The organism is Tautonia plasticadhaerens (assembly GCF_007752535.1).
In the GTDB taxonomy this organism is placed as follows: domain Bacteria; phylum Planctomycetota; class Planctomycetia; order Isosphaerales; family Isosphaeraceae; genus Tautonia; species Tautonia plasticadhaerens.
Genome location: NZ_CP036426.1, coordinates 3,685,382 through 3,707,898, shown reverse-complemented (window position 1 = coordinate 3,707,898; position 22,517 = coordinate 3,685,382). Strand labels below are relative to the sequence as shown.

At 72.7% G+C, this 22,517-nt stretch carries 15 protein-coding genes; 6 read left to right on the top strand and 9 right to left on the bottom strand.

Translation table 11 applies throughout. The features are described from left to right. Nucleotides 1–142: 142 nt before the first annotated feature. The 7 genes from ElP_RS14690 to ElP_RS14660 form a co-directional block, all read right to left on the bottom strand. Nucleotides 143–526, bottom strand: coding sequence for a PLDc N-terminal domain-containing protein (locus ElP_RS14690; RefSeq protein ID WP_145270482.1), 384 nt, complete (start codon nucleotides 524–526; stop codon nucleotides 143–145). Between the two features lie 104 nt (nucleotides 527–630). Further along, entirely contained in the window at nucleotides 631–1,293 is a 663-nt protein-coding gene (locus tag ElP_RS14685; RefSeq protein WP_145270480.1) for a hypothetical protein, read from the bottom strand. Nucleotides 1,294–1,474: 181 nt separating this feature from the next. Continuing rightward, the gene (locus tag ElP_RS14680; RefSeq protein WP_197446993.1) at nucleotides 1,475–3,451 is read right to left on the bottom strand and encodes a serine/threonine-protein kinase; all 1,977 of its coding nucleotides are present in this window, start codon (nucleotides 3,449–3,451) and stop codon (nucleotides 1,475–1,477) included. A 123-nt stretch (nucleotides 3,452–3,574) separates the two neighbouring features. Further along, complete coding sequence (locus ElP_RS38095; RefSeq protein ID WP_197446992.1) at nucleotides 3,575–5,065, bottom strand: FHA domain-containing protein; 1,491 nt, start codon at nucleotides 5,063–5,065, stop codon at nucleotides 3,575–3,577. 417 nt (nucleotides 5,066–5,482) lie between these two features. Continuing rightward, a complete protein-coding gene (locus ElP_RS14670; protein ID WP_145270476.1) occupies nucleotides 5,483–6,295 on the bottom strand; it encodes a hypothetical protein in 813 nt (270 codons plus the stop codon). 232 nt (nucleotides 6,296–6,527) lie between these two features. Next, entirely contained in the window at nucleotides 6,528–8,054 is a 1,527-nt protein-coding gene (amaB, locus tag ElP_RS14665; protein WP_145270474.1) for an L-piperidine-6-carboxylate dehydrogenase, read from the bottom strand. A gap of 742 nt (nucleotides 8,055–8,796) precedes the next feature. Next, complete coding sequence (locus ElP_RS14660; RefSeq protein ID WP_145270472.1) at nucleotides 8,797–12,708, bottom strand: sigma-70 family RNA polymerase sigma factor; 3,912 nt, start codon at nucleotides 12,706–12,708, stop codon at nucleotides 8,797–8,799. A gap of 326 nt (nucleotides 12,709–13,034) precedes the next feature. Between ElP_RS14660 and ElP_RS14655 the strand changes: the two genes are divergently transcribed. From ElP_RS14655 to ElP_RS14645, 3 genes are all read left to right on the top strand, one after another. Then, on the top strand, nucleotides 13,035–13,625 hold the full coding sequence (locus tag ElP_RS14655; RefSeq protein WP_197446991.1) for a Uma2 family endonuclease: 591 nt from the start codon (nucleotides 13,035–13,037) through the stop codon (nucleotides 13,623–13,625). Between the two features lie 70 nt (nucleotides 13,626–13,695). Beyond that, nucleotides 13,696–16,770, top strand: a complete 3,075-nt coding sequence (locus tag ElP_RS40650; protein ID WP_261344434.1) for a PVC-type heme-binding CxxCH protein — start codon at nucleotides 13,696–13,698, stop codon at nucleotides 16,768–16,770. 64 nt (nucleotides 16,771–16,834) lie between these two features. Further along, on the top strand, nucleotides 16,835–18,250 hold the full coding sequence (locus ElP_RS14645; protein WP_145270468.1) for a BNR-4 repeat-containing protein: 1,416 nt from the start codon (nucleotides 16,835–16,837) through the stop codon (nucleotides 18,248–18,250). 45 nt (nucleotides 18,251–18,295) lie between these two features. Here the strand turns inward: ElP_RS14645 and ElP_RS14640 are convergent, their stop codons facing one another. Beyond that, nucleotides 18,296–18,586: a putative quinol monooxygenase gene (locus ElP_RS14640; RefSeq protein ID WP_145270466.1), complete on the bottom strand. Its 291-nt coding sequence runs from the start codon at nucleotides 18,584–18,586 to the stop codon at nucleotides 18,296–18,298. A 346-nt stretch (nucleotides 18,587–18,932) separates the two neighbouring features. Here ElP_RS14640 and ElP_RS14635 point away from each other — a divergent pair, with 346 nt between their 5' ends. Next, entirely contained in the window at nucleotides 18,933–19,412 is a 480-nt protein-coding gene (locus tag ElP_RS14635) for a VOC family protein (protein WP_145270464.1), read from the top strand. 238 nt (nucleotides 19,413–19,650) lie between these two features. Here the strand turns inward: ElP_RS14635 and ilvC are convergent, their stop codons facing one another. Next, nucleotides 19,651–20,655 carry a ketol-acid reductoisomerase gene (gene ilvC, locus ElP_RS14630; protein ID WP_145270462.1) on the bottom strand — a complete coding sequence of 335 codons (1,005 nt, stop codon included), beginning with the start codon at nucleotides 20,653–20,655 and terminating at the stop codon, nucleotides 19,651–19,653. Between the two features lie 268 nt (nucleotides 20,656–20,923). On the opposite strand from ilvC, the gene ElP_RS14625 reads away from it, so the two are divergent. Then, nucleotides 20,924–21,682 carry a DUF4058 family protein gene (locus ElP_RS14625; protein ID WP_145270460.1) on the top strand — a complete coding sequence of 253 codons (759 nt, stop codon included), beginning with the start codon at nucleotides 20,924–20,926 and terminating at the stop codon, nucleotides 21,680–21,682. A gap of 73 nt (nucleotides 21,683–21,755) precedes the next feature. After that, nucleotides 21,756–22,502 carry a DUF4058 domain-containing protein gene (locus tag ElP_RS14620; RefSeq protein WP_145270458.1) on the top strand — a complete coding sequence of 249 codons (747 nt, stop codon included), beginning with the start codon at nucleotides 21,756–21,758 and terminating at the stop codon, nucleotides 22,500–22,502. Nucleotides 22,503–22,517: the final 15 nt, after the last annotated feature.

The following is a 22,517-nucleotide window of genomic DNA, read 5'->3' as shown; positions in this document are numbered from 1 at the left end:
CCGAGGAGACTCGACCCGGTCGCGACGTGCTGCCTCCATGATACGGCCGCCCGAGGGGGGCGGGCCACCGAATTCCGTCGGCATCGGGGCCGATTTCGGGGAGGAGGACGGCCAGGCCGCCCCGCCCCCCGGGCGGGAGGGCTCAGACCTCGTCGTGCATCCAGGGCCTCGCGTGGGGCTTGCCGGCCCGGTCGCCGGCCGGCTCCCCGTAGCCGTGGCGGAAGGCCCAGAAGAGCGGGGCGCCGATCGGTGGGAGGAGCACCAGGAGCAGGGCCCAGACCAGCTTGTCGGACCGGCCGGGGAAGGCGGAGTCGGGCGCCTGCATCAGGGTCAGGAACTCATTCGCCCAGAACAGCACCATGCCGAGCAGGAAGCCCAGGAAGACGATCGGGAACACGAGCTCGCCGCCGATGGCGATCGACGCCAGCAGCAGCCCCCCCAGGCCGATCAACGCCAGGTGGATCGGGTGGACGTGCCGGATCGCGTCGGCGACCCGCTCTCGGGCCCGTTCGAACGAGAGGATCATGGGTACCTCCGGATTGGGCAAGGGATCGGGTCGGGTCCGGTCGGCTCGGGTGGCGGCGAGTCGGGGCGGGGCGAACGGACCCGCCGCCGGCCCCGCCGGCCGGGTCAGGCCAGGAACTGAGAGATCGCCGCACCGGCGGCCCCGGCCGAGGCGACGGCCGCCAGGCGGAGGCGGTTGGTGTAGTACCCCTTGGTCGCCTCGTCGGCCCGGATGTAGAGGGCGAGGATCGCCAGGCAGGCGAGCACGAAGCCGCCGGCCCCGCCGAGCATGGCCGAGCGCCGGGCGCCGACCTCCCGGCGGTGGACGTCGAGGAAGCCCTCGCGACGCTGGGGCGAGAGGTCCGCCCGCAGGGCGGCGACGTAGAACAGGTCCGGGAACGGCAGGTCCGGGTCGGCGCTCAGGCCGAGCGCGGTGCGGTCGACCAGGATGGGCTCGACGTGTCGGCCGAGGACCAGGGCGTCGACCAGGTCGGCCGGGGGCTCCCAGCCCTCGGGCACGTCCGGGTCGAGCCAGCCGGAGACGGCCCGGTCGAGCTGGAGGCGGGCGTCGGCCAGGGCCCGCTCCTCGGTGAGGGACCGCCGCCCCCGGGCCACGACCGGGCCGCCGCCCCCGTCCCCGATCGGGGTGATCCCACCCTCGGGGGCGTCGTCGAACCAGGGGGGCGCGGCCGGCACGGTCCCCGAGGCGGGGGGCCCCTCGGCCGAGGCCGGGGGGACGCCGACGGCGAGGCCGACTGCCAGGGCGATGCTCAGGGCGATCCGGTTCATCGTGGGACGGTCCTTGCCAGTTGCCGCCGCCCCGTCTCTGCCGGCCGCCGGGGTTCGAGGGGGGCGGCCGTCGGGTCGGAGCGTGCCGGGCGTCTTCGATCCGCCCGTCTGTTCATTTGCTCAGAAGGGAATTCGCCCCGCATGGGCGATGCTTGGGCACAATCCGGCCGGGCCGATCGGCTCAGGCCGCCCGGGCCTGCTTGCGATACCGGGCGTAGCGGGCGGCCTGCTCGCTCCGGGGGCTGACCAGTTGCAGCGTGACGGCCACCAGGGCCAGCGAGGCCGGGGCCCATGGCATCGGGGCCGGGGTCAGGTTGCCCAGGACGAGCCCGAGCACCCCGGCCCAGAAGACCGGGGTGATCCGGAACCGTCGGCTCCGGTCGCGCCCCGAGGAGGAACACCAGGGGCCCAGCGCGAAGGCCAGGCCGTAGAACATCGGCAGCCCCAGGGCCCGGACCCGGCCCGGGTCGTGCCGGACCAGCTCGCCGACCAGCTCGCCGGCGGGGGCGCCGTCGGCGTACCAGGAGACCTCGGCCAGCTCGAAGTTCGTCCAGCCGAGCACGACGCTCATCAGGGCGCCGAAGGCCAGGCCGACGGCCCCGAGCGTGAAGCGCCGGGTGGCCGAGTCGACCGACCTCCCCTCCCAGAACTTGGTCGGGACGAGCAGGCCCCAGGTCCCCATCAGGGCGGTGCCCAGCAGCAGGACGACCTCGGAGCTGAGCGGCTCGTATTCGCGGTCCCCGAGCATCGCGGCGCCGACGACCGCCAGCACCGAGGCCACCGGGGCGGCGACGAGCATCGAGGTGGCCGCCTCGGCCAGCCGGATCCGGGCCGACGGCAAGGTCGGCGGGGTCGGCGGCGGGCCGGCGGGGGCGTCGGGCCGCCGGGCCCGCTTCGGGAGCGGGGCCGGGGCCGCCCGCCGGGCGGAGGCCGATCGGACGGGGGGTTTCGGGGCCGACCCCCGGCGGGCCTGCCGGCCCCCCAGCGGCCGGAGCCAGCCGCGGACGCCGGGGCGTCTCGGGGGCATGGTGTCGGGGCCGATGTAGAGGACCGAATCCTCCTCGCCGATGTGCAGGACGTCCTCGTCCCCCCGATTCGGCCCGGGGGCGGGCCCGGGGGCCGGGGCCGGGATCGGCGGCGGGGCGAGGTTCGAGGGGCTGGACTTCCCCTCGCCGATGAACCGGACATCGGGGGACCGGGGCACGTCCTGGGGGACGAGCACCTCGTAGGCGTCCTGAGGGCGTCGGCTCGGGTCCTTGGCCAGCGCCCGGGAGACGATCTCCCGGTAGGGCTCTGGCAGGGGGGAGAGGTCCGGCCGGGAGGTCAGGTGCTTCATCAGCACCTCATGGGGCGTCTCGCCGTCGAAGGGGACGCGGCCGGTCATCATCTCGAAGAGGATGATGCCGATGGCGTAGATGTCGATCGGCTTCTGGTACTTGCCGGTCGAGATCTCCGGCGCCATGTAGTGACAGGTCCCCACGCTGGCCGAGTGCCCGGCCTCGGCGCTATTCGCGATGAACTTGGAGAGCCCGTAGTCGCCGATCTTGACCGTCCCCTCCTCCAGGAAGAGGTTGGCCGGCTTCAGGTCCCGGTGCACGATGCCGTGGTCGTGCAGGTAGGCGACGCCGTCGACCAGCCCCTTGAGCCACATCCGGACCTCGTTCGGCGGCAGGCCGTCGGCGTGCTGCTCGAGGATCTGGGCGAGGCTGGGCCCGGCCACGTACTCCATGACGACGAAGGTGTCCCCCTCGTCGGTCGTCCTCATGTCGAAGATCGTGATCAGGTGCTGGCTCTTGAGGTTCATGCACTGCTGGACGCCGCGCTTCTCGATCTCGACGTTCCGCAGCAGGAGCTTCAGCGCGACTTCCTTGCCCGCGTCGGAGACGGCGTAGTAGACCTCGCCGAAGCCGCCCCGGCCGATGGCGCGCTTGATCGTGTACCCCTCCAGGGGGCGGTCGCCGGAGCCGAAATAGTAGCGCTCGCCGGGCCGCCCGCCGGGGGGGGTGCTGCGCTCGCGATCGGCCATCGGGGAGTGCTCCGAGGCGGCGCCGGGCCCGGACCCGTCCCCGACGGAGGCCGGGCGGGGGTGGCCGGCCTGCGGGTGGGCGATCGTCTCGGCCAGCGATTCGCCGGGCTTGGGTCGGGCCAGGGGGTTCATCGGGGAAAGACTCCGTCGGCGGCGGTTCAGTTCGGGCTCCGGTCCGGGGTGCTCGTCTCGACGATCGGCCGGGGGGCCGTCCGGGCGTCGGGGGGCGTCCCCTCCCATCATAGCGGGCCGGGTTCAGGCGAGCGCGGCCCCTCGGGGTTCGACCGGCTCGAGGCTGAAGGAGAACCCTTCGCCCTTCACGGAGGAGGACGTCGTCAGCGGCGCCCGGGAGAGGGCGGGCCTGCCGTCGACCTCGAAGGCGCCGGGGCACCGGCACCAGAGGGCGTCGGCCTGGCGGAATAGGACGACCGGCTGCTTGAGCCTGGGCGCCGAGACGTGGCACTGCCGGGTCGGCCCGACCAGGCACGACTGGGCCATCAGCAGCACGCCGTCGACCGCCATCGGCGGCCGGTGCCGGCTGAGCAGGCGGAGCGTGGCGGTGGAGGTGACGGGACTCGGGCGACGGAACTCCAGCTCGACGTTCGAGCCCAGCCGGATCACGTCGCCGTCCCGCAGCGGGGCCGAGTCGACGGCCCGGCCGTTGACGAAGGTCGGGTGCAGGGCCCTCAGGGTGTAGTGCTCGCCGTCCCGGGCGATCACGGCGTGTCGGCGGGACAGATCGGCCAGGAGCTGGACGTCGGCCGAGGCGTCCGGCCCGGCCCGGCCGAGGGTGACCTCGTCGTCCAGGCAGACGAGGTAGCCGCCGATCACGTCGGCCCAGAGCAGGAACCGGCCGTGGGGGCCGCCGTGCCGGGACTTCGGCCGGGCGGCCGTCGGCTCGGCCCGGGCCGGTGACGGCCCGGGGGTCGACTCGTCGAGGAACCGGATCTCGCCGTTGCCGGCCGCGGGGGGGCGGTTCGGGATCGAGGGGACGGCCGGGCCGATGGCGCCGATCTGCTGCCAGGCCCGGCTGCGGGCCTGCCGGGCGGCCGGGTGCTCGGGGACGGTCGCCAGCAGGTCCTCGGCGGCGGCGAGGATCGCCGGCCAGGCGTCGGCCGACTCGGAGAGGGTCCGGTAGAAGCGGTCGGCCTTCGGCGCGGCGGCCTGCTGGCGTGCCTCCAGCTCGCGTCGGGCGGCGGCGAGGGCGTCAGACGCCTCGGAGCCGGCCAGGCGGGAGGCGCGATCCAGCAGGTCGGCGGCCACGCCGAACTCGCCGCGGCGGGCCTCGCCCCGGGCGGCCTTCCACGCCTCGGCCGACTCCCGGAGCCGCCTCAGCCCGGGGCCGGCGACCTTCCGCCGGCCGACCGCGTCGATCCGGTCGACGGCCCGGTCCGGCTCCCCGGCGGCGAGGTCCGTCTTGAGGTCCTCGGCCACGAGGTCGGCCAGTTTCAACCGGGACGCGGCCAGGACGTCGGGGGCGGCGCCGAAGGACTCCGCGGTGTCGAGGTCGCCGAGGGCGCCGTCGAGGTCGTCGGCCTCGGCCCGGCGGGCGGCGCGTTTGACCAGCTCCAGGGTCCACTTGCCCCGCAGCTGGACGGCCTGCCGGTGGTCGGCCACGTCGGCGCGGGCGGCCAGCGCGAGCGCCTCGTCGAGGCGACCGGCCTTGGCCGACTCCTCGGCCTGCTTCAAGACGACTCGCCAGTGTCCCAACATGGTGGAGTTGCCGCCCTGGTTGACGTTGCCCATGGGGATGTCCGCCTCCGCGGCGTCCAATCGATTCGATTCGACTCGGCCTCGTCCGGCTGCGTGCCGTCCGGGGGGGCCTCGCCTCGACTGCCGGGGGCCCTGGGGTTGGTGGCCCGCCCGCCCGACCCTGCTGCTCCTCTTCCGGGCGCCATCGCACCCGGATCCGTCATCAAGGAGCTATTCGTCGACGCGAGCGGCGGATTGTCGGTTTCGCGGGGTTTCCCGGGGATTGGTGATGCTCGAGGGGCGGAGGACGCCTCCATCCGCCATGCCCTGCCGAATCCTTCTACATCGGCCCCTCAAACGGCGCACGCCCGGACCCGCCCCCTCGAGGTCGAGGGGGCGGGCCGGGTCGCGGCGATCGCCGGGGTCGGGTGCCGGCCTCGATCGAGGAGCCGGCCCGGGTCCTGGGCCCGGTCAGGTGGCGGGGGCCGCCTCGGGGGCCGACTCCAGCTGCAGGCCTTCCAGGGCGGACTCGACCTCGGCGGAGATGTCCCGGCCGGGCTCGACCTCGACCTCGATGGACTGCTCGATGTAGCGCCCCTCCAGCTCGGCCCGGCGGGCCATGACCTCGAGCTGCTTGTCCAGCTCGGCGATGGTCTTCTTGGCCTGCGACAGCGGGGTGGTGTCGAAGGTGTACTCGTTGGTCGCCTGCTCGGCCTCGATCTGGGCCAGGCGGCTCTCGATCGCCTCGATCTTGGCCGAGAGCGCCTTCTTCTGGGCGGTCATCTCGTCCAGGATCCGCTGGATCGCGTGGGTCCGCTCGACCTTGGCCTTGAGGGTCTGCTCCAGGCTGTCGACCGTCTCCTGGGTGCGGTTGAAGGTGTCGAGGCGGCGGGCCAGGTCGGCCCTGACCTCCTCGGCGGTGTAGGTCACGCCGCTGGTCAGCTGGAGCCGGCCGGCGTCGAGCCCCTGCTTCAGGGCGAGCATCTCCTGGCCCTGCACCTGGAGGTTCCCCTTGGCCAAGGCGATCTCCTCCTGCAGGTCGTCGACCTCGACCTGGGCCCGGGCCAGGGACTCGATGTTCTCGATGATCGCCGGCTCCAGGGCGTCGATCTGCTGCTTGGCCTCATCGATCTTGTATTCGATGGGCACCTGCGACTGCGCCAGCGACCGCACGTCGTCGACGGCCGTCTTGACGTGGTGCTTGGCCGAGGTGCCGAAGAGCAGCCCCAGCGTCGCGACGCCGAGGCCGGCGCCCACCGCCACCTTCTTGATCGTCTTGCACATCGTTTGCGTCTCCTCGTCGAATCCCGAAACCTGCGGCGTTCGCGTCTCGATCGGCGGTTCGGCCCGGTCCGGCTCGTGTCGGCCTTCGGGGCCCAATCGTCCGCTCTACCAGGAATTCGGCCCTCACGGCGGATTATTCGGGTTCCGGCCCCCCGGCGTCCGGATCGGGGCCTGGAATTCCCGTCGATCATCCTCCCGGCCGGGGTTTCCCCGCAACGAAAATCGGGCTCGATCACGGGGCGATGTCAAACCGGACACCCTGGGCAAGCGGGAGCGACCCGCCGTAATTCACGGTGCAGGTCTGCCGCCTCATGTAGGCCTTCCAGGAGTCGGATCCGGCCTCCCGGCCGCCCCCGGTGTCCTTCTCGCCGCCGAAGGCCCCGCCGATCTCGGCGCCCGAGGTGCCGATGTTGACGTTGGCGATCCCGCAGTCGGACCCCTCGGGGGAGAGGAATCGCTCCGCTTCTCGGAGGTCGTCGGTGAAGATGGCCGAGGAGAGCCCCTCGGCGACGGAGTTGTGCAGGGCGAGGGCCTCGTCGAGGTCGGCATAGGTCGTCGCGTAGAGGATCGGGGCGAAGGTCTCGGTCCGGGAGATGGGCAGGTCGCCCCGGGCCCGGATCAGGGTCGGCTCGACGAAGAAGCCGGGCCGATCGAGCCGACGGCCGCCGCAGAGGACCTCCCCCCCCTGCCCCTTCGCCCGGTCGACCGCCGCCAGCATCCCCTCGACCGCCTGCTCGCCGATGAGCGGGCCGACCAGCACGTCGTCCTCCCAGGGGTCGCCGACCGGCAGGCTCCGGTACGCGGCGGCCAGGCGGTCGAGGAAGCCGTCGGCGATCGACTCGTGGAGGATCAGCCGTCGGAGCGTGGTGCAGCGCTGGCCGGCGGTGCCGACGGCCGCGAAGGCGACGGCACGCAAGGCCAGGTCCAGGTTCGCCTTGGGAGAGACGATGATGCCGTTGTTGCCGCCCAGCTCCAGGAGGGCCCGGCCCAGCCGGGAGGCGACGACCGGGGCGATCGCCTTGCCCATCGCCACGCTGCCGGTGGCCGAGACGAGGGGGAGCCGGTCGTCCCCCGCCATCCGTCGGCCGATCTCCGTCCCCCCGACGCAGAGGCCGAACAGCCCGTCGAGCCCCGTCCCCTCGACCGCCCGGTTGACGACGTGCTGGACGGCCAGGCTCGTCAAGGGGGCCAGCGGCGAGGGCTTCCAGACCATGCTGTCGCCGCAGACCCCCGCCACCATCGCGTTCCAGGACCAGACGGCCACCGGGAAGTTGAAAGCCGAGATGATGCCGACCGGCCCGAGGGGGTGCCACTGCTCGAACATCCGGTGGCCGGGCCGCTCGCTGGCGATCGTCAGCCCGTAGAGCTGCCGGGAGAGGCCGACGGCGAAGTCGGCCATGTCGATCATCTCCTGGACCTCGCCGAGCCCTTCCGATCGGATCTTGCCGACCTCCAGGGTGACGAGCAGCCCCAGGTCCTCCTTGTGCTCCCGGAGCGCCTGGCCGATCCGCCGCACCACCTCCCCCCGATGCGGGGCGGGCAGGGTCCGCCAGCGCTTGAAGGCGTCGACCGCGCGATCGACCAGGGCGTCGTAATCGCCGATCGACCCGCCGACGACGGTGGCGATCGGCACCCCGGTGCTGGGGTTGATCGAGGTGATCTCCTCCCCCCCGGGCCGCCCCACCCAGCCCCCCGGGCCGGAGCAGACGCCGGGGTGCCTGTCCTTCAGCCCGAGCCGCTGCAAGAGGTCGTCGAACATGGCGGCCGATCCCCCTCGACTCCGACCCGGGCCCTCCGGGTCTCCCCGATCCCCCCCTGGCCCTCGATCAACCGGGGCCCCTGCCCCCATGATACGCCCCTCCCCGGTCCCCCGGGCAGGGCCGATCCCCGAGGGTGCGCCGGCCGGTGCGCCCCGGTGCGCCGGGCTCGAATGGCCGATATCGTTGACGCAGCAAGGAGATGCGCAAACCCAAATGGCTTCGCTCCGTCAACTCGTCCGGCGACCGGCCATCCGGGGCCCGCGCGCCGGAGGGCCCTTTCGTACGGATCGTCTCGGGGGCGGGTCGAACCGTGACGGTGCGCCGGTCGGTGCGCCCCGATGCGCCCGACGTTGAAGGCCGAATTCCCTGATCCCCCAACGAGATGCGCGAAACCAATTGGCTTCGCTCCGTCGAACCGTCTGACCAAATTGGCTTTGTTTTGCCACGCATTGGCTTTGTTTCGTCACACAGAATTGGGAGACGCCCGGCCGGATCGCGATGGAGCGATCGGAGGCGTGATCTCGGGTGCCTGCCGTTCGGATTGCCAAAGAGTCCGGGGGGCGTCGTCCCGTCCCTACCGACCGTCCGCCCTCCCCGATCGGGCCGGAGCAGTTGGACGGGGGACGGGCGGGAACGAACGCCCCGACTCCAATACCATCGAGGAAACTCGCCCCGGCAGTCACACAATCCGGGCCGGGCCGACCGAATCGGATCGTCCGGATCGTCGAGCCGGGGGTGGGTTTATTGGCCGAGGGCCTCGGAGAGGATCGGGGCGAGTTCCCGGCCGTAGGTGTCCAGACTGAGGATGGTTCCGTCGGGGCCGATCAGGACGAAGCCGGGGAGCCGGCCGCCCCAGAGCATGGACGAGTCCTCGACGCCGTACGCCTCGGCGACCGGGTTGGGCAGGGGGCCGAGGATGGCCTGGGGCCAGGGCTGCCCCTTGGCGGCGACGAAGGATCGGGTCTCGGCGTCGTCCTCGGCGACGATCAGGCTGAGCATGGAGACGCGGTCGTCCTCACCGAACTGCTCGTGCAGGCCGTTGGCGCGGGCGATTGAGAGCCGGGACTGGTCGTTGGCCGGGGTGCCGAAGTCGAGCAGGAGATAGCGGCCCCGGAAGTCTCCGGGGATGTCGAGGACGTCACCCTCGACGGTCGTCACCCGGGCCTTCGGGGCGTCCTGGCCGACCTCGATGATCGTCCGGCGCCGGAGCCGGAGCACGCCGAAGTCGATCGGCTCGGGGCTGTAGCCGCCGGGGACCTCCGGCACGGTGAAGGTCCGGGAGATCGGCGAGAAGGGGCCCCGGCTCGGCTTGAATTCCTCCTCCCCGGCGACGACCACGAGCCGATACTCGCCCGGGGGGACGTCGTCGACCCGGAACGAGCCGTCCGGGAAGAGGGTGACGCTGACACTCCGGTGGGCGTCCCCAAAGGTGCGGCCCGCCGGACTCTCGAGCCACTCTCGGGACCACTCGGACCAGTAGCCGCCTTCCAGGGTCGTCTTGCCCCGGAACAACTCGGGCGGATAGGGCGCGTTGGGCTGGTCGCTCAGGACGGTTGCGGACGCCTGCTTGGTGAAGTCGACCGGCTCGTTCCAGTCCTCCGGCGGGGCGACCCGGCCGACGACGGGGCGGCCGACCCCGCCGGAGGTGATCCGGACCGTCTCGCCGGGCTCGACGCGAACCGGTTCGCCCAGGGACAAGACCCGACCGGGTGTATCGTCCTCGTCCCAGCGGGCAATACTCAGGTCCTCCGTCGGGATGACCCGATCGAAGGCGAAGCGGCCATCGGCGCCGGTGGTCGTCCTGTGGCTGGATCGGATCGAGATGCGGAGCGTCGAGGGATCCTGGATCGAACCGCCGAGGTTGAGGGAGATGTTCGCTCCGGGTCGGTCGCCGATGAGAAAGCGGCCCTCGACTCGGGCGAAGGGCCGGGCCTGGATCTCACCCGACTCGACCAGTTGCTCGCTGTTCGCAATGGCGTAGCCCCGGTCGCCGACGACGACGGCGACGTAAGGCTGATCGGCCGGGGGGATCGGGAACGAGCCGTCGGGGCCGGTGCGGAAGGGGCGGCCGGGGTTGATGTTGGCGTACCGCTCGTCGGCCTCGCCGTTGCGCAGGCTGACGCCGTGGTCGCGCCGGGCGATGAGGACCCGGGCGTCGGCCAGGGGCTCGCCGTCGGGGAACCGGACGGTGGCGACGGGGCCGCCCTCGTCGGGAGGCTGGAGGGAGACGGCGTAGTCGACGACCCGGACCTCGTCGCTACGGAAGGCCCGGGAGACGAACGGGGCGTAGCCGGGGGTCGTGATCCGGATCTTGTACGACTCGGCCTCGACGGGGATGTTGACGTTGAGCCGGCCATCGCTGACCCACCACTGGTATTCGATGCGATCCGGTTTGGTCGTCCACTGCCCGACCTCGCCGGTGTCGGGGTCGACGGCGCCGACCTCGACCTCGGCCCGCTCGATCTCCTCGCCGGTCTCGGCGTCCCGGACGCGGCCGGAGATCGAGAGCGACTTGCCCAGGGTGTAGACGACCTCCTCGTCGGTCGGCTCGACCCGGTCGTGGAGCTTGCCGAAGTAGCCGTTGACGCTGGCGTCGACGAGCATCGGGTCGTCGGGAGCGCCGGCCCAGGAGGCCCGGCCCTCGGCGTCGGTCCAGAAGAAGGTGCTCAGGCAGCGGTAGGCCGGGGGGGCGAACCAGGTGTCGAAATTGACGAACACGCCCTCGATCGGCGCCCCGTCCTGGTCGAGCACGCGGACGGCCAGGGTGCGGGGGCGGCCGAGCGTCAGGTCGACGCTGGGGATCGCGGTGCCGATCTCCAGCTCCGTCGCCGCCGGCGCGTGGCCGGGGGCCTGGGCGACGAGGTGCCAGGTGCCGGGGGCGAGCTGGCCGGTGCGGTATCGGCCGTCGGGGTCCGTGACGGCGGCGAAGTCGCGGACCGAGCTGAAGAGGTGGTCCGGGCGATCGGTCGAGAGGACCAGGGCGCCGGGGACGGGGTCGCCGTCGGCGTCGAGCACGCGGCCCTCGACGTAGGCCCCCTTCTTCAGCACGGAGACGGCGGTGCCGGCGCGGAGCTGGTCGATCGGGGGCTTCTCCCGGCCGGCGACGTACTCGCGGTCGCTGATGTAGTCGGGGTGGGTGATGTAGATGCCGAGGATCTCGCCGGTGGTCTCGGGGGCGCCCCCGGTCCGCCACCGGCCGTCGGGGCCGGTGACGGCGGGGAGGTCGTAGAGCAGCTCGGCGGGGTCCTTCTTGCTGTAGTTGTGGCTCCAGAGGTAGACGACCGCCCCGGGGACGGGCCTCCCCTGCTCGTCCCGGACGACGCCGCCGAGCGACTCGCCGGGCTGGTGCGCGATGGTCGCCTCTTCGGGGATCTCCTCCCCGGGCTTCTCCCCGAAGGAGTGCCGCTGCATGGCGTAGCCGTCGGCCCAGGTGTCGACGGAGAAGTTCGAGTCGGCGGGGCCGGTGGAATGCTCGACGGTGATGAGGCCCCCGGCGTCGGTGATCCGCCATTCGTCGTCCAGCGCCTTCCAGACGCGGACCCGGGCGGAGGGGATCGGCGCCCCCGATTCGGCGGCGGTGATGCGGAGGGTCGTCGACCGCCCGGGGCCGGTGCGGGGACGGTCGGTCACCCAGCCGGGGAGCGGGGGACGGAGGAAATCACCGGGCCGGATGGCGTCGGGGACCTCGGCGAACGAGGGGGCCTGCTCCTGCTCCTCCGGTTGTTGCGAGGGCGGGAGAGGAGGCGCCTCGGGGGGGGCGTCTTGCCCGGCGAGGACCAGGGGGATCGTGCCGAGGCCGGTGCCGAGGGCGCCGAGCAGCAGGGCGGCGGCGGCGACGGAGCGGAGGAGTTGGGCGCGGAGCATGGTGCGGGTCACCTCCTGGGCGAGGGAGACGGCGATCGCCGAGGCCGCCGGGGCGGCGGCCAGGCGGCCCGAGGCGAAGGCCAGGGCGGATCGGACGGTGTGGTCGAGCCAGGGGGCCGGCGCGGCGGGCAGCCGGGGCGGCTCGGCCAGGGCGGCCACCAGCGGGGCGGCGTCGGCCCGGCAGAGGCGGGAGCGGAGGCGGTCCCGGCCCTGCGCCAGGCGGCGGCGGAGGGTGCGCAGCGGGACGCGGAGGGCGTCGGCGGCCTGCTCGTTGGTCCGGCCTTCGAGGTAGCAGAGGACGAGCGGGGCGCGGAGCGCGTCGGGCAGGCGGTCGAGCTCGGCGTGGAGGTCGGCCCATCGGGATTCGAGGGCGTCCCCCGGCTCGGGGGCGGATGGGGGCCGGGGGGAGTGTTCGACGGCCCGGCGCTCCAGGAGTCGGCGCCGGGAGGCGCTGGATCGGGCCTTCTTCGAGACCCGGAGCGTGACGCCGTGGAGCCAGCTCGCGACCGAGTCCCGGCGCCGAATCGCCCCGGCGCGTCGGGCGAGCAGCAGGAAGGCGGCCTGGGCGACGTCCTCGGCGTCGTTGGGGTCCGGGAGGAGTCGTCGAGAGATGCGGAGGACCATCGGCCCGTGCCGCTCGACCAGGCTGGCGAAGGCGGCCTCGGCGGCCGCCTCGGGCCCGGCGAGGAAGCGGTCGAGCAGCTCGGCGTCGGGCTCGCCGCCGAGGCGGCCGACCCGATACAGCGTGCCGATCTGCCGGTGGACTCCCTCGATGCGACGGTCGGCCATCGGTCCGATCCCCTCCTCCAACCCCCCGGCCCGGTCCGCTCGATCCACCCCATAGTGCCCCGGGGGGATCGGGGGATGCCAAGGTTCTCCCGGAACCTGCGGGGGAGGGGCGGGCTCGGGCGGCGGGTCGGGGGGTGGTGGTCGCCGAGGCGGTGGCCATGATCGGCCTCCCGGGGATCGGTTGGGTCGCTCGATCGGCACCCGGCGATCGCGTCTCGGCACCGAGGGGGGCGGTGCGGCGGTGGCCCGGGACGGGGAGGTGCGATAGACTCGGACGGGTCCGGGTCCGTTGGTTCGCCGTCGATCGAGACAGGAGGAAGGTCGAGATGCCGTCGACCGCCGCGGCCTCGAGGCCCGCCGAGCCGCCGATGGAGCCGATCACCGTGCCGATGTTCCGGGCGATGGTGCGCTCGGGGATCATCGGCGAGAAGGAGCCGGTTTATCTCTGGAAGGGGAGGCTGGCCCGCCGCATGGCCCCGAACCGCCCGCACTCGATCGCCGTCGATCGCTGCCGACGAGCCCTGGAGGGGATCCTGCCGCAGGGGTACCACGTCCAGCAGGAGCAACCCGTGGCGATGCGAGGCCAGCACAGCACGCCCGAGCCGGGCCTGGCCGTCCTCCGGGGCCGGCCGGAGGATTATCCGACGGAGTTCCCGACCACGGCCGACATGCCGTTGGCCGTCGAGGTGGCCGACTCGTCCCTCGCCATCGACCGCGACCAGTCCGACGACCTGGCCCTCGAAGGCGTGCGGGTTTATCTGATCGTCGACCTCAAGGGCCGTCGGGTCGAGGCCCGGGACGGCCCGAAGGACGGGACCTATCAACGCGTAACGACCTTCGGCGAGGACGCCGACCTGCCGGTCGTCGTCGACGGCCGGCAGGTCGGCCTCGTCCGGGTCCGGGACCTCCTGCCCTGACCCGACCCGCCCCCCTTGCCCGCGAACCGCACCCGCCCCGCCCCCGCTCTCTCCCCGGAGTTGCCGAACGATGCGACCGACCGCGATGCTCGCGACCCTGATGGCGATGATCGTCGCCCCGGGCCTGGCGACGGGGCAGGACCTCGTCGCCACCACCGATCCCCTGACCCCGGAGCAGGAGCGGGCCGCGCTCCGGCTGCCGCCGGGGTTTGCGATCCAGCTCGTGGCGTCGGAGCCGTACATCGCCAAGCCGATGAACCTGGCGTTCGACGAGCGGGGGAGGCTCTGGGTCACCTCGTCGCTCGACTACCCGTTCCCCCCCGAGGGGGGGGCGCCGGGACGGGACCGGGTGACCATCCTCGGCGACTTCGCCCCGGACGGCCGGGCCCTGACGGTCGAGCAGTTCGCCGACGACCTGACGATCCCGATCGGCCTGCTGCCGCTCTCGGCAGACGAGGCGCTGGTGCACAGCATCCCGGAGATCCTTCGGCTGACGGACACTGACGGCGACGGCAAGGCCGACCGGAGCGAGGAGGTCCTGGGGGACTACGGCTTCCGCGACACCCACGGCATGACCAACGCCTTCACGATGGGCTTCGACGGCTGGATCTACGCCTGCCACGGGTTCTCGAACGAGTCGACGGTGGAGGCGAAGGACGGCGAGTCGATCACGATGCAGTCGGGCAACACCTACCGGTTCCGGCCCGACGGCTCGGCGATCGAGCAGTGGACCTGGGGGCAGGTGAACCCGTTCGGCCTGGCGACCGACCCGCTGGGGAACCTCTGGTCGAGCGACTGCCACACCCTGCCCATCTACCACCTGCTGCGGGGGGCCTACTACCCCAGCTTCGGCAAGCCCCACGACGGCCTCGGGTTCGGCCCGGCGATGATGAACCATCAGCACGGGTCGACGGGGATCGCCGGGATCGTGGCGTATCATGCCGACCATTTCCCGGAGGCGTATCGGGGCAACATCTTCATCGGCAACCCGGTGACCGCCCGGGTGAACCTGGACCGGATCGAGTGGACGGGCTCGACGCCACGGGCGGTCGAGCAGCCGGACTTCATCGTCAGCGACGACCCCTGGTTCCGGCCGGTCGACCTGGAACTGGGGCCGGACGGGGCGCTCTACATTGCCGACTTCTACAACCGGATCATCGGCCACTATGAAGTGCCGTTGACCCATCCCGGCCGGGACCGGGAGCGGGGGCGGATCTGGCGGGTCGTCTACGTCGGCGAGGACGGCCATGCCCCGCCGCCGGCCATGCCCCGGGAGCACTGGGGGGCGGCGACCGCCGCCGAGCTGGTCGACGACCTCGAACACCCGAACCTGGTCGTCCGGCTTCGGGCGACGCACGAGCTGGCCGGGAGGCGGTCGGACGCCTCGATCGACGGCGCCCTGGACGCGGCGATGGCGGGGGGATCGGCGGCGGAGTCGAGGGCCCACGCGATGTGGGCGCTGGAGCGTCGGGGGGCCCTGCCGGCCGACCGGCTGGCGGCCTCGGTGGCGGACCCGAGCCGGGAGGTCCGGGTCCACGCGATGAAGGTGCTGGCCGATCGCTCGGGGTGGGACGGCGACCAACGCGATTACGTGCTCAACGGCCTTCGTGATGAGGATCCGTTCGTCCGCCGAGCCGCCGCCGACGCGCTGGGGAGGCACCCGGACCCGTCGGCGATCCGGCCGCTGCTGGACTCCTGGCGGGGGAGCGACCCGGCGGACACGCACCTCGTCCACGTGCTGCGGATGGCGCTCCGGGACCAGCTCCGGTCGGCCGACGCCTGGGCCGGCCTGCCCTCGACGCTGGGCGGGGAGGACCGGGCGATGCTGGCGGACGTGGCCGTCGGCGTGCCGACCGGCGAGGCGGCGGGGTTCCTGCTGGCCCACCTGAACGAGGCCGAGTTGCCGGTCGGGGAGGCGGGCCGGTTCGTCGAGCACGTCGCCCGGTACGGGGCCGAGGGGGCGACCGATGAGGTGGGGGCGCTGGCGAGGCGGAGGGCGCTGGGCGACCACCGGGTCGGCCTGGAGCTGCTCCGGGCGATCCACCGGGGGGTGCAGGCGAGGGGCGAGGAGCTGGATCGGCGGGCGAGGCGATGGGGGGCGGACATCGCCCGGGCCCACCTGGCGTCGGGCTCCGATCGGGACGTGCTGGCGGCGATCGACCTCATCGGCTCGATCCGCCTGGAAGGGCTGACGGCCGACCTCGACGCCCTGCTCGGCGACCCGTCGGCCCCCGAGCCGCAGCGGCTGGCGGCGATCGACGCGAGGGCGGCGATCGACCCGGCCGGGGCCGTCGGGCCGCTGTCGGCGCTGCTGGTCGCCAGCGACGAGCCGCCGGCCGTGCGGGACCGGGCGGCCGAGGCGATCGGCCGGCTCGGCCGGGAGGAGGGGCAGGCGGCCCTGATCGAGGCGATGGCGGTGGCGCCGAGCCGATTGCAGGGGACGATCGCCGTGGCCCTGGCCGGCTCGAGGGGGGGGGCCGAGGCGCTGCTGTCGGGCGTCGAGGCGGGCAAGGCCCCGGCGGCCCTCCTGCTGGAGCCCCCGGTGCAGATCCGCCTGAACAACGCGGGGGTGGAGGCGATGGCCTCCCGGATCGAGGCGCTCACGGCCGGGCTCCCGCCGGCGGACGAGGCGATCAAGGCGCTGATCGATCGGCGGCTGGAGCAATTCGCATCGGCCGATGGGCCGTCGTCGTCGCCTTCGTCGTCGGGCGGCGGGATCGACCACGGGCCGGGCAAGGCCGTGTTCACCGAATACTGCGCCTCGTGCCACAAGGTCGGCGGCGAGGGGGCGGAGGTCGGGCCCCAGCTCGACGGGGTCGGCCAGCGGGGGCCGCTCCGGCTGATGGAGGACATCCTGAACCCGAATTTGAACGTGGACCAGGCGTTCCGGGCCACCACGCTCGGCCTGGCCGACGGCCGGGTCCTGACCGGGCTCTTGCTCTCCGAGGAGGGGGATTCCCTGGTCCTGGCCGACGCCGAGGGGAAGCCGCAACGCATCCCCGCGGCCGAGGTCGACGAGCGCATCACCGCCCCCCTCTCCCCCATGCCCGGCAACTTCGACGAGCGCATCCCCGAGGACGAGTTCCGCCTCCTCATCGCCTACCTGCTCTCCCAGCGGGCCGAGGAGGGCGGCACGGACAAATGAACACGCGATCGCTCATGATCGGAGACCAGGACGCGCCCTCCGCCGACCGTCCCAGGAGACCGCGATGACCGCAACGAGCCGGATCGTCCCCCTCGCCGCGCTGATCGCAGCGACCCTCGCCGCCCCGACCGCCCGAGGGGACGGCCCGGGGCCGCAGCCGAAGGCGGAGGGCTACCGGGGGATCTGGTACTTCAACCAGCCGTCGGGCGACGAGTACAAATACAAGTACAGCGGCGGTTTCGCCACGTACCCGCAGCAGCATATCCCGATCGCGATCTACTCCGAGGAGGCGGACATCACGTTCTTCGTCTTCGGCGGCCGGCCGGAGGGTGAGGACACGCTGTTGATGATGATCGGCGCCTATGATCACGCCACCGGCACCGTCCCCCGGCCGACGATCCTGCTGGACAAGCAGACGACCGACGCGCACGACAACCCGGTGCTCAGCATCGACGACGAGGGCCACCTCTGGGTCTTCTCCAACGCCCACGGGACCGGGCGCCCGGCGTTCATCCACCGGAGCGTCCGGCCGTTCGACATCGACGAATTCGAGCAGGTCGAGCAGACGAACTTCTCCTACGGCCAGCCCTGGCACCTGGGGGACGACGGCTTCCTGTTCCTGCACACCCGGTATCGGGGTGGGCGCCGCGTCCTGCACTGGATGGCCAGCGACGACGGCCGGTCGTGGTCCGAGCCCCGGCCGCTCGCCTCCATGGAGCTGGGCCACTACCAGATCAGCGCCCCGCATGGGGGGACCGTCGGCACCGCCTTCAACATGCACCCGGAACCCGTCGGCCTGAACGCCCGGACGAACCTGTATTACGTCCAGACCGCCGACGCCGGCCGGTCGTGGACGACCGTCGAGGGCACCCCCGTCGAGCCCCCGATGACCGACCCGGCCGGCCCGGGACTGGTGCACGACTACCGGGGCGAAGGGATGCTCGTCTACCTGAAGGACCTTCGCTACGACGCCGAAGGCCGCCCGGTGATCCTCTACCTCACGAGCGAGGGGTACGAATCCGGCCCGGACAACGGCCCCCGGACCTGGCGGACCGCGCACTGGACGGGCTCGGCCTGGCGGATCCGACCGGTGACGACCTCGGATCATAATTATGATTTCGGGTCGCTCTACGTCGAGCCCGACGGCACCTGGCGCCTCATCGCCCCCACCGACCCCGGCCCCCAGCCCTTCGGCACCGGGGGCGAGGTGGTGATGTGGACGAGCGGCGACGAGGGGGAGTCCTGGGACCGCGTCAAGGCGCTCACGCCCGAGAGCGAATACAACCACACCTACGTCCGGCGCCCCGTCGACGCCCACCCCGGGTTCTACGCCCTCTGGGCCGACGGCCACGCCCGGCAGCCCTCTCCGTCCCGCCTCTACTTCACCGACCGGGAGGGCTCGCGGGTCTGGCGCCTGCCCGGGCGGATCGACGGCGATCGGGCCCGGCCGGAGGTCGTGCGGTGGGGCGAGGGAGGATGACGGGCGGCGGATGACGGCCCTTTGTCATCCGCCCCGGATCCGCCGTCACGCGTCGAGCGGCTCGTACAGCTCGGGGGTGCGGCTCTCCAGCAGGCCGAACAGGCCGCCGGTGACATACTGGGAGAAGTGGGGGGAGGCGCGGTGGGCGTCGAGGGCGGCCGCGTCGTCGTACTGCTCGTAGAGGAAGAAGCGGCGGGGGTCGGTGGTCGAGCGGTGGACGAGGTACATCCGGCAGCCGGGCTCGGCCCGGGTGGGCGGGATGAGTTCCCGGAACAGGGCGACGGCGTCCCCCTCCCGGCCCTCCTTCACGACGTAGGTCACGGCGACGCAGATCATCGGCCCCCCTCCTCGCATGGCTCGTCCTGGCCCGGGTCGGCGCCCACGCAGGCCGATCGGGCGGTGTCAGGTCCGTTGACGACAGGTTCCCCGCCGAGGGCCCCCGGATCAAGGGGCGGCCGACCGTCCCCGGCCACTCGACCGGACCTCGAAGGGGGCACTGGGGTTGCAACGCCCGGCGATCCGGCCGCCGGCCCGACCCCGGAAAAATTACTGGACACGCGTTGACTTCCAGGCCGATTCCTGGAATGCTGACGCGACCGATCGGAACACTGTCCATCCGGACACAGAGACGTGCCGATCGGCGCGGATCTTCGAGGGCCGGGATCGGCCGGGAGCGATGGCGATGGCGAGCGTCGAGAAGGCGGGGCGGGCCGGGACCACGATCACGCCGTACCTGACGGTCCGGGGGGCCGAGCGGGCGGTGGCGTTCTACCGGGAGGCGTTCGGGGCCGAGGAGGCGTACCGGATGGCCGCGCCGGGGGGCACGCTGCTGCACGCCGAGGTGAGGATCGGCGAGGCGTCGTTCTACCTCAGCGACGAGTTCCCCGACATGGGGGCGCACAGCCCCGAGGCCCTGGGCGGCTCCCCCGTGGTGATCCACCTGTCGATCGCCGACGTGGACGCCACCTTCGCCCGGGCCGTCGCCGCCGGGGCCACCCCGACCATGCCCCCGGCCGACATGTTCTGGGGCGACCGCTTCGCCAAGATCAAGGACCCCTTCGGCCACTGCTGGTCGCTGGCCAGCCCGATCGAGGAGGTCGGCCAGGAGGAGGCCCAGGCCCGCGCCGACCGCGTCTTCGCGGCCCAGCCCTGCGAGAATTGATCCGGGGCCCCGGCCCCGAGATCCCGGCCCCGGGGTGTCCGATCCGGCCCCCGGGGCCGCCCCGCTCCCCCGCCGCCCCGGCGTCCGGCCGAGCCCCCGGCGTCGGCGACACTCCGCCCCGGAGGCCTCGGGGCGAGGGGCGGCGAGTGCCCGAGGGCACCGGCGGCTCGTCGGTGCCCCCCGCACCCGGCCTCCCGCCGGGAGCGGGGGTCTCACGGGCGCGGGGGCCGCATCCGGCTCAGGCCTCCTTGGAGTCGATCCAGCTCATGAGGCCCCGGAGGCGCTTGCCGACCTCCTCGACGGGGTGCTCGCGCTCGACGCGGCGGGTGGCCTTAAAGCCGGGCTGGCCGGCCCGGTTCTCCAGGATCCACTCGCGGGCGAACTGGCCGGTCTGGATCTCCCGAAGGATCTTCCGCATCTCCTCCCGGGTCTGCTCGGTGATGATCCGGGGGCCCCGGGTGTAGTCGCCGTACTCGGCGGTGTTGGAGATGCTGTAGCGCATGTAGTTCAGGCCGCCCTGGTACATCAGGTCGACGATGAGCTTCAGCTCGTGCAGGCACTCGAAGTAGGCGCTCTCGGGCTGGTAGCCGGCCTCGACCAGGGTCTCGAAGCCCATCTTCACCAGGGCGGAGACGCCGCCGCAGAGCACCACCTGCTCGCCGAAGAGGTCGGTCTCGGTCTCCTCGGCGAAGGTCGTCTCCAGGACGCCCCCCCGGGTGCCGCCGATCCCCTTGGCGTAGGCCAGGGCGAGCCGCTTGCCCTGCTCGGAGCAGCCGTCGCCGGTGGCGATCAGGCAGGGGACGCCGCCCCCCTTCTCGAACTCGCTGCGGACGAGGTGGCCGGGGCCTTTGGGGGCCACCAGGGCGCTGTCCACGCCCGAGGGGGGCTCGACCTGGTTGAAGTGGATGTTGAAGCCGTGGGAGCAGAGCAGCAGGTCGCCCGGCTTGAGCTTCGGCTTGATGTCCCGGTTGTAGACGTCGGCCTGGACCTCATCCGGCAGCAGGATGTTGACGAGGTCGCCGGCCTCGGCGGCCTCGGCGGCCGAGACGGGCTTGAAGCCGTGGGAGACGGCCAGCTCGTAGTTCTTCGACCCGGGGCGCTGGCCGACGACGACGGTACAGCCCGAATCCCTCAGGTTCTGGGCGTGGGCGTGCCCCTGGCTGCCGTAGCCGATGATGCTGATCGTCTTGCCCTTGAGCAGGCCGAGGTCGGCGTCCTGGTCGTAGTACATCGTCGCCGGCATGGGCGGGTGTCCTTCTCGCTTCTCTATCCCGACTCTGGCGGGTGTGGCACGGTGGGGTGGGATGCGGTGCGGCGTCGCCCGCCCGTCGCGCGCGGTCTGACGACCGCCCGCGCGGCCGCGCGACCTGGCAGGATGTCTTACCATAACGGCGGGTCCCGTCGCCAGATCGGTCGGTCGGGCCGACGCCCGACGTGGCGGCCCGGGCTCGGCGGCCGATACAATGACAATGGGACCGGGGCCGGGTGTTTTCCGACGGAGGTGACGAGCCATGCCCGTTCACGACTGGACCCGGGTCGGTGCCGGGACGTTTCACGCCTTCCACACCGCCTGGATCGGCCGGCTGATGGAGGCCCTCAACGGCATCCTCCCGGCCGGCTACTATGCGATGGCCGAGCAGCACGCTGGCGCGATGATCGCCGACATCCTGACGCTGCACGAGCCCGGGGAGCGTCCGGACGAGATGCCCGACCGGGGCCCCGTCGCCGTCGCGGTCGCCCCCCCCCGGATCCGGCACCGGCTCCTGCCGTCGCCGATGGCCACCTACCGGCAGCAGCGGAAGACGGTGGCCGTCCGGCACGCCAGCGGCCATCGGCTCGTGGCGCTGATCGAGATCGCCTCCCCAAGCAACAAGGACCGGCCGAAGTCGGTCGAGGAGTTCGCCGGCAAGGTCGTTTCGGCGCTGGAGGCGGGGATCCACGTCCTGCTCGTCGACCTGCTGCCGCCCGGCCCGCACGACCCGAACGGGCTGCACGGGGCCATCTGGTCGGACTTCGGCGACGAGCAGCCGATCGAGCCGGGGCTGCCGCTGACGCTCGCCTCGTACGTCTCCCCCGGCCCGGGGAGGCTGCCGGAGGCCTACGTCGAGCCGATCGGCGTGGGGTCGCCGATGCCGGAGATGCCGCTGTTCCTCGACCCGGACTCCTACATCAACACCCCCCTGGAGCCGACCTATGAGGCCTCCTATCGGGGGATGCCCGCCTTCTGGCGGGAGGTGATCGAAGGCCTTCGAGAATCCGACCGGGCCTGATCGGGGCGGGGTCGGCGGGCCGCCCCACCGGGAACGAACTGGGCGGCTGACGATCGGCACAGGAGGTCCCACCATGCCGATGCACGACTGGACCCGCGTCGAGCCGACCATCTTCCATCACTTCCATCAGCAATGGTCGGTTTCGATTTGTGATGCGCTGAACGCCGGGTTGCTCCCCCCGGGGATGTCGGCCTTGATCGAGCCGCATGCCGCCGGCCTGATCCCGAACTTGCTGGCAGTCGAGCGGCGGGGACGCGCCAGGGATGGCGCCCCGGGAGGGGTCGCGACGGCACCCCAGACCCGGATGAGGGTCGAGCCGAAGGGGGACACGCTGCTCAAGCGGGCCAACCGGGTGGCCATCCGGCATCGGCTCGGCGAGGTGGTCTGCATCATCGAGATCGCCTCTCCCGGGAACAAGGCCAGCGCATCGGCGGTGCGGTCGTTCGTGGGGAAGACGCTGGAGTTCCTGAGGGCCGGCGTGAACGTCCTGCTCGTCGACCCGTTCCCGCCGGGGCCCCGGGATCCGCACTCGCTGCACACGCTGATCTGGGACGAGATCGAGGAGGCGCCGTTCGACCTGCCCTCGGGCGAGCCGCTGCTGCTGGCCTCGTATCGGGCCGGGGACGACCGGGTCGCCCTGCCGCCGGTCGCCTTCATCGAGCCGTTTCGGGTCGGGGCCGAGATGCCCGACATGCCCGCCTGGATCGACCCGGACTCGTACGTCTCGGTGCCGCTGGAGCGGACGTATCAGTCCTCCTGGGAGGTCTGCCCGTCGGACTTCCGGTCCCTGGTCGAGCTGGGCAGGCTGCCCGACGAGTGAGGCCGGTTCGATCGC

What these genes read in the sequence shown, in the direction of transcription:
- ilvC (WP_145270462.1), bottom strand. Translation starts at nt 20,655, where the DNA reads ATGCCGGCGACGATGTACTACGACCAGGACGCCGACCTCGGCCTGCTC.
- ElP_RS14635 (WP_145270464.1), top strand. Translation starts at nt 18,933, where the DNA reads ATGGCGAGCGTCGAGAAGGCGGGGCGGGCCGGGACCACGATCACGCCG.
- ElP_RS14680 (WP_197446993.1), bottom strand. Translation starts at nt 3,451, where the DNA reads ATGAACCCCCTGGCCCGACCCAAGCCCGGCGAATCGCTGGCCGAGACG.
- ElP_RS14655 (WP_197446991.1), top strand. Translation starts at nt 13,035, where the DNA reads ATGCCGTCGACCGCCGCGGCCTCGAGGCCCGCCGAGCCGCCGATGGAG.
- ElP_RS14625 (WP_145270460.1), top strand. Translation starts at nt 20,924, where the DNA reads ATGCCCGTTCACGACTGGACCCGGGTCGGTGCCGGGACGTTTCACGCC.
- amaB (WP_145270474.1), bottom strand. Translation starts at nt 8,054, where the DNA reads ATGTTCGACGACCTCTTGCAGCGGCTCGGGCTGAAGGACAGGCACCCC.
- ElP_RS14690 (WP_145270482.1), bottom strand. Translation starts at nt 526, where the DNA reads ATGATCCTCTCGTTCGAACGGGCCCGAGAGCGGGTCGCCGACGCGATC.
- ElP_RS14670 (WP_145270476.1), bottom strand. Translation starts at nt 6,295, where the DNA reads ATGTGCAAGACGATCAAGAAGGTGGCGGTGGGCGCCGGCCTCGGCGTC.
- ElP_RS40650 (WP_261344434.1), top strand. Translation starts at nt 13,696, where the DNA reads ATGCGACCGACCGCGATGCTCGCGACCCTGATGGCGATGATCGTCGCC.
- ElP_RS14660 (WP_145270472.1), bottom strand. Translation starts at nt 12,708, where the DNA reads ATGGCCGACCGTCGCATCGAGGGAGTCCACCGGCAGATCGGCACGCTG.
- ElP_RS14645 (WP_145270468.1), top strand. Translation starts at nt 16,835, where the DNA reads ATGACCGCAACGAGCCGGATCGTCCCCCTCGCCGCGCTGATCGCAGCG.
- ElP_RS38095 (WP_197446992.1), bottom strand. Translation starts at nt 5,065, where the DNA reads ATGGGCAACGTCAACCAGGGCGGCAACTCCACCATGTTGGGACACTGG.
- ElP_RS14640 (WP_145270466.1), bottom strand. Translation starts at nt 18,586, where the DNA reads ATGATCTGCGTCGCCGTGACCTACGTCGTGAAGGAGGGCCGGGAGGGG.
- ElP_RS14685 (WP_145270480.1), bottom strand. Translation starts at nt 1,293, where the DNA reads ATGAACCGGATCGCCCTGAGCATCGCCCTGGCAGTCGGCCTCGCCGTC.
- ElP_RS14620 (WP_145270458.1), top strand. Translation starts at nt 21,756, where the DNA reads ATGCCGATGCACGACTGGACCCGCGTCGAGCCGACCATCTTCCATCAC.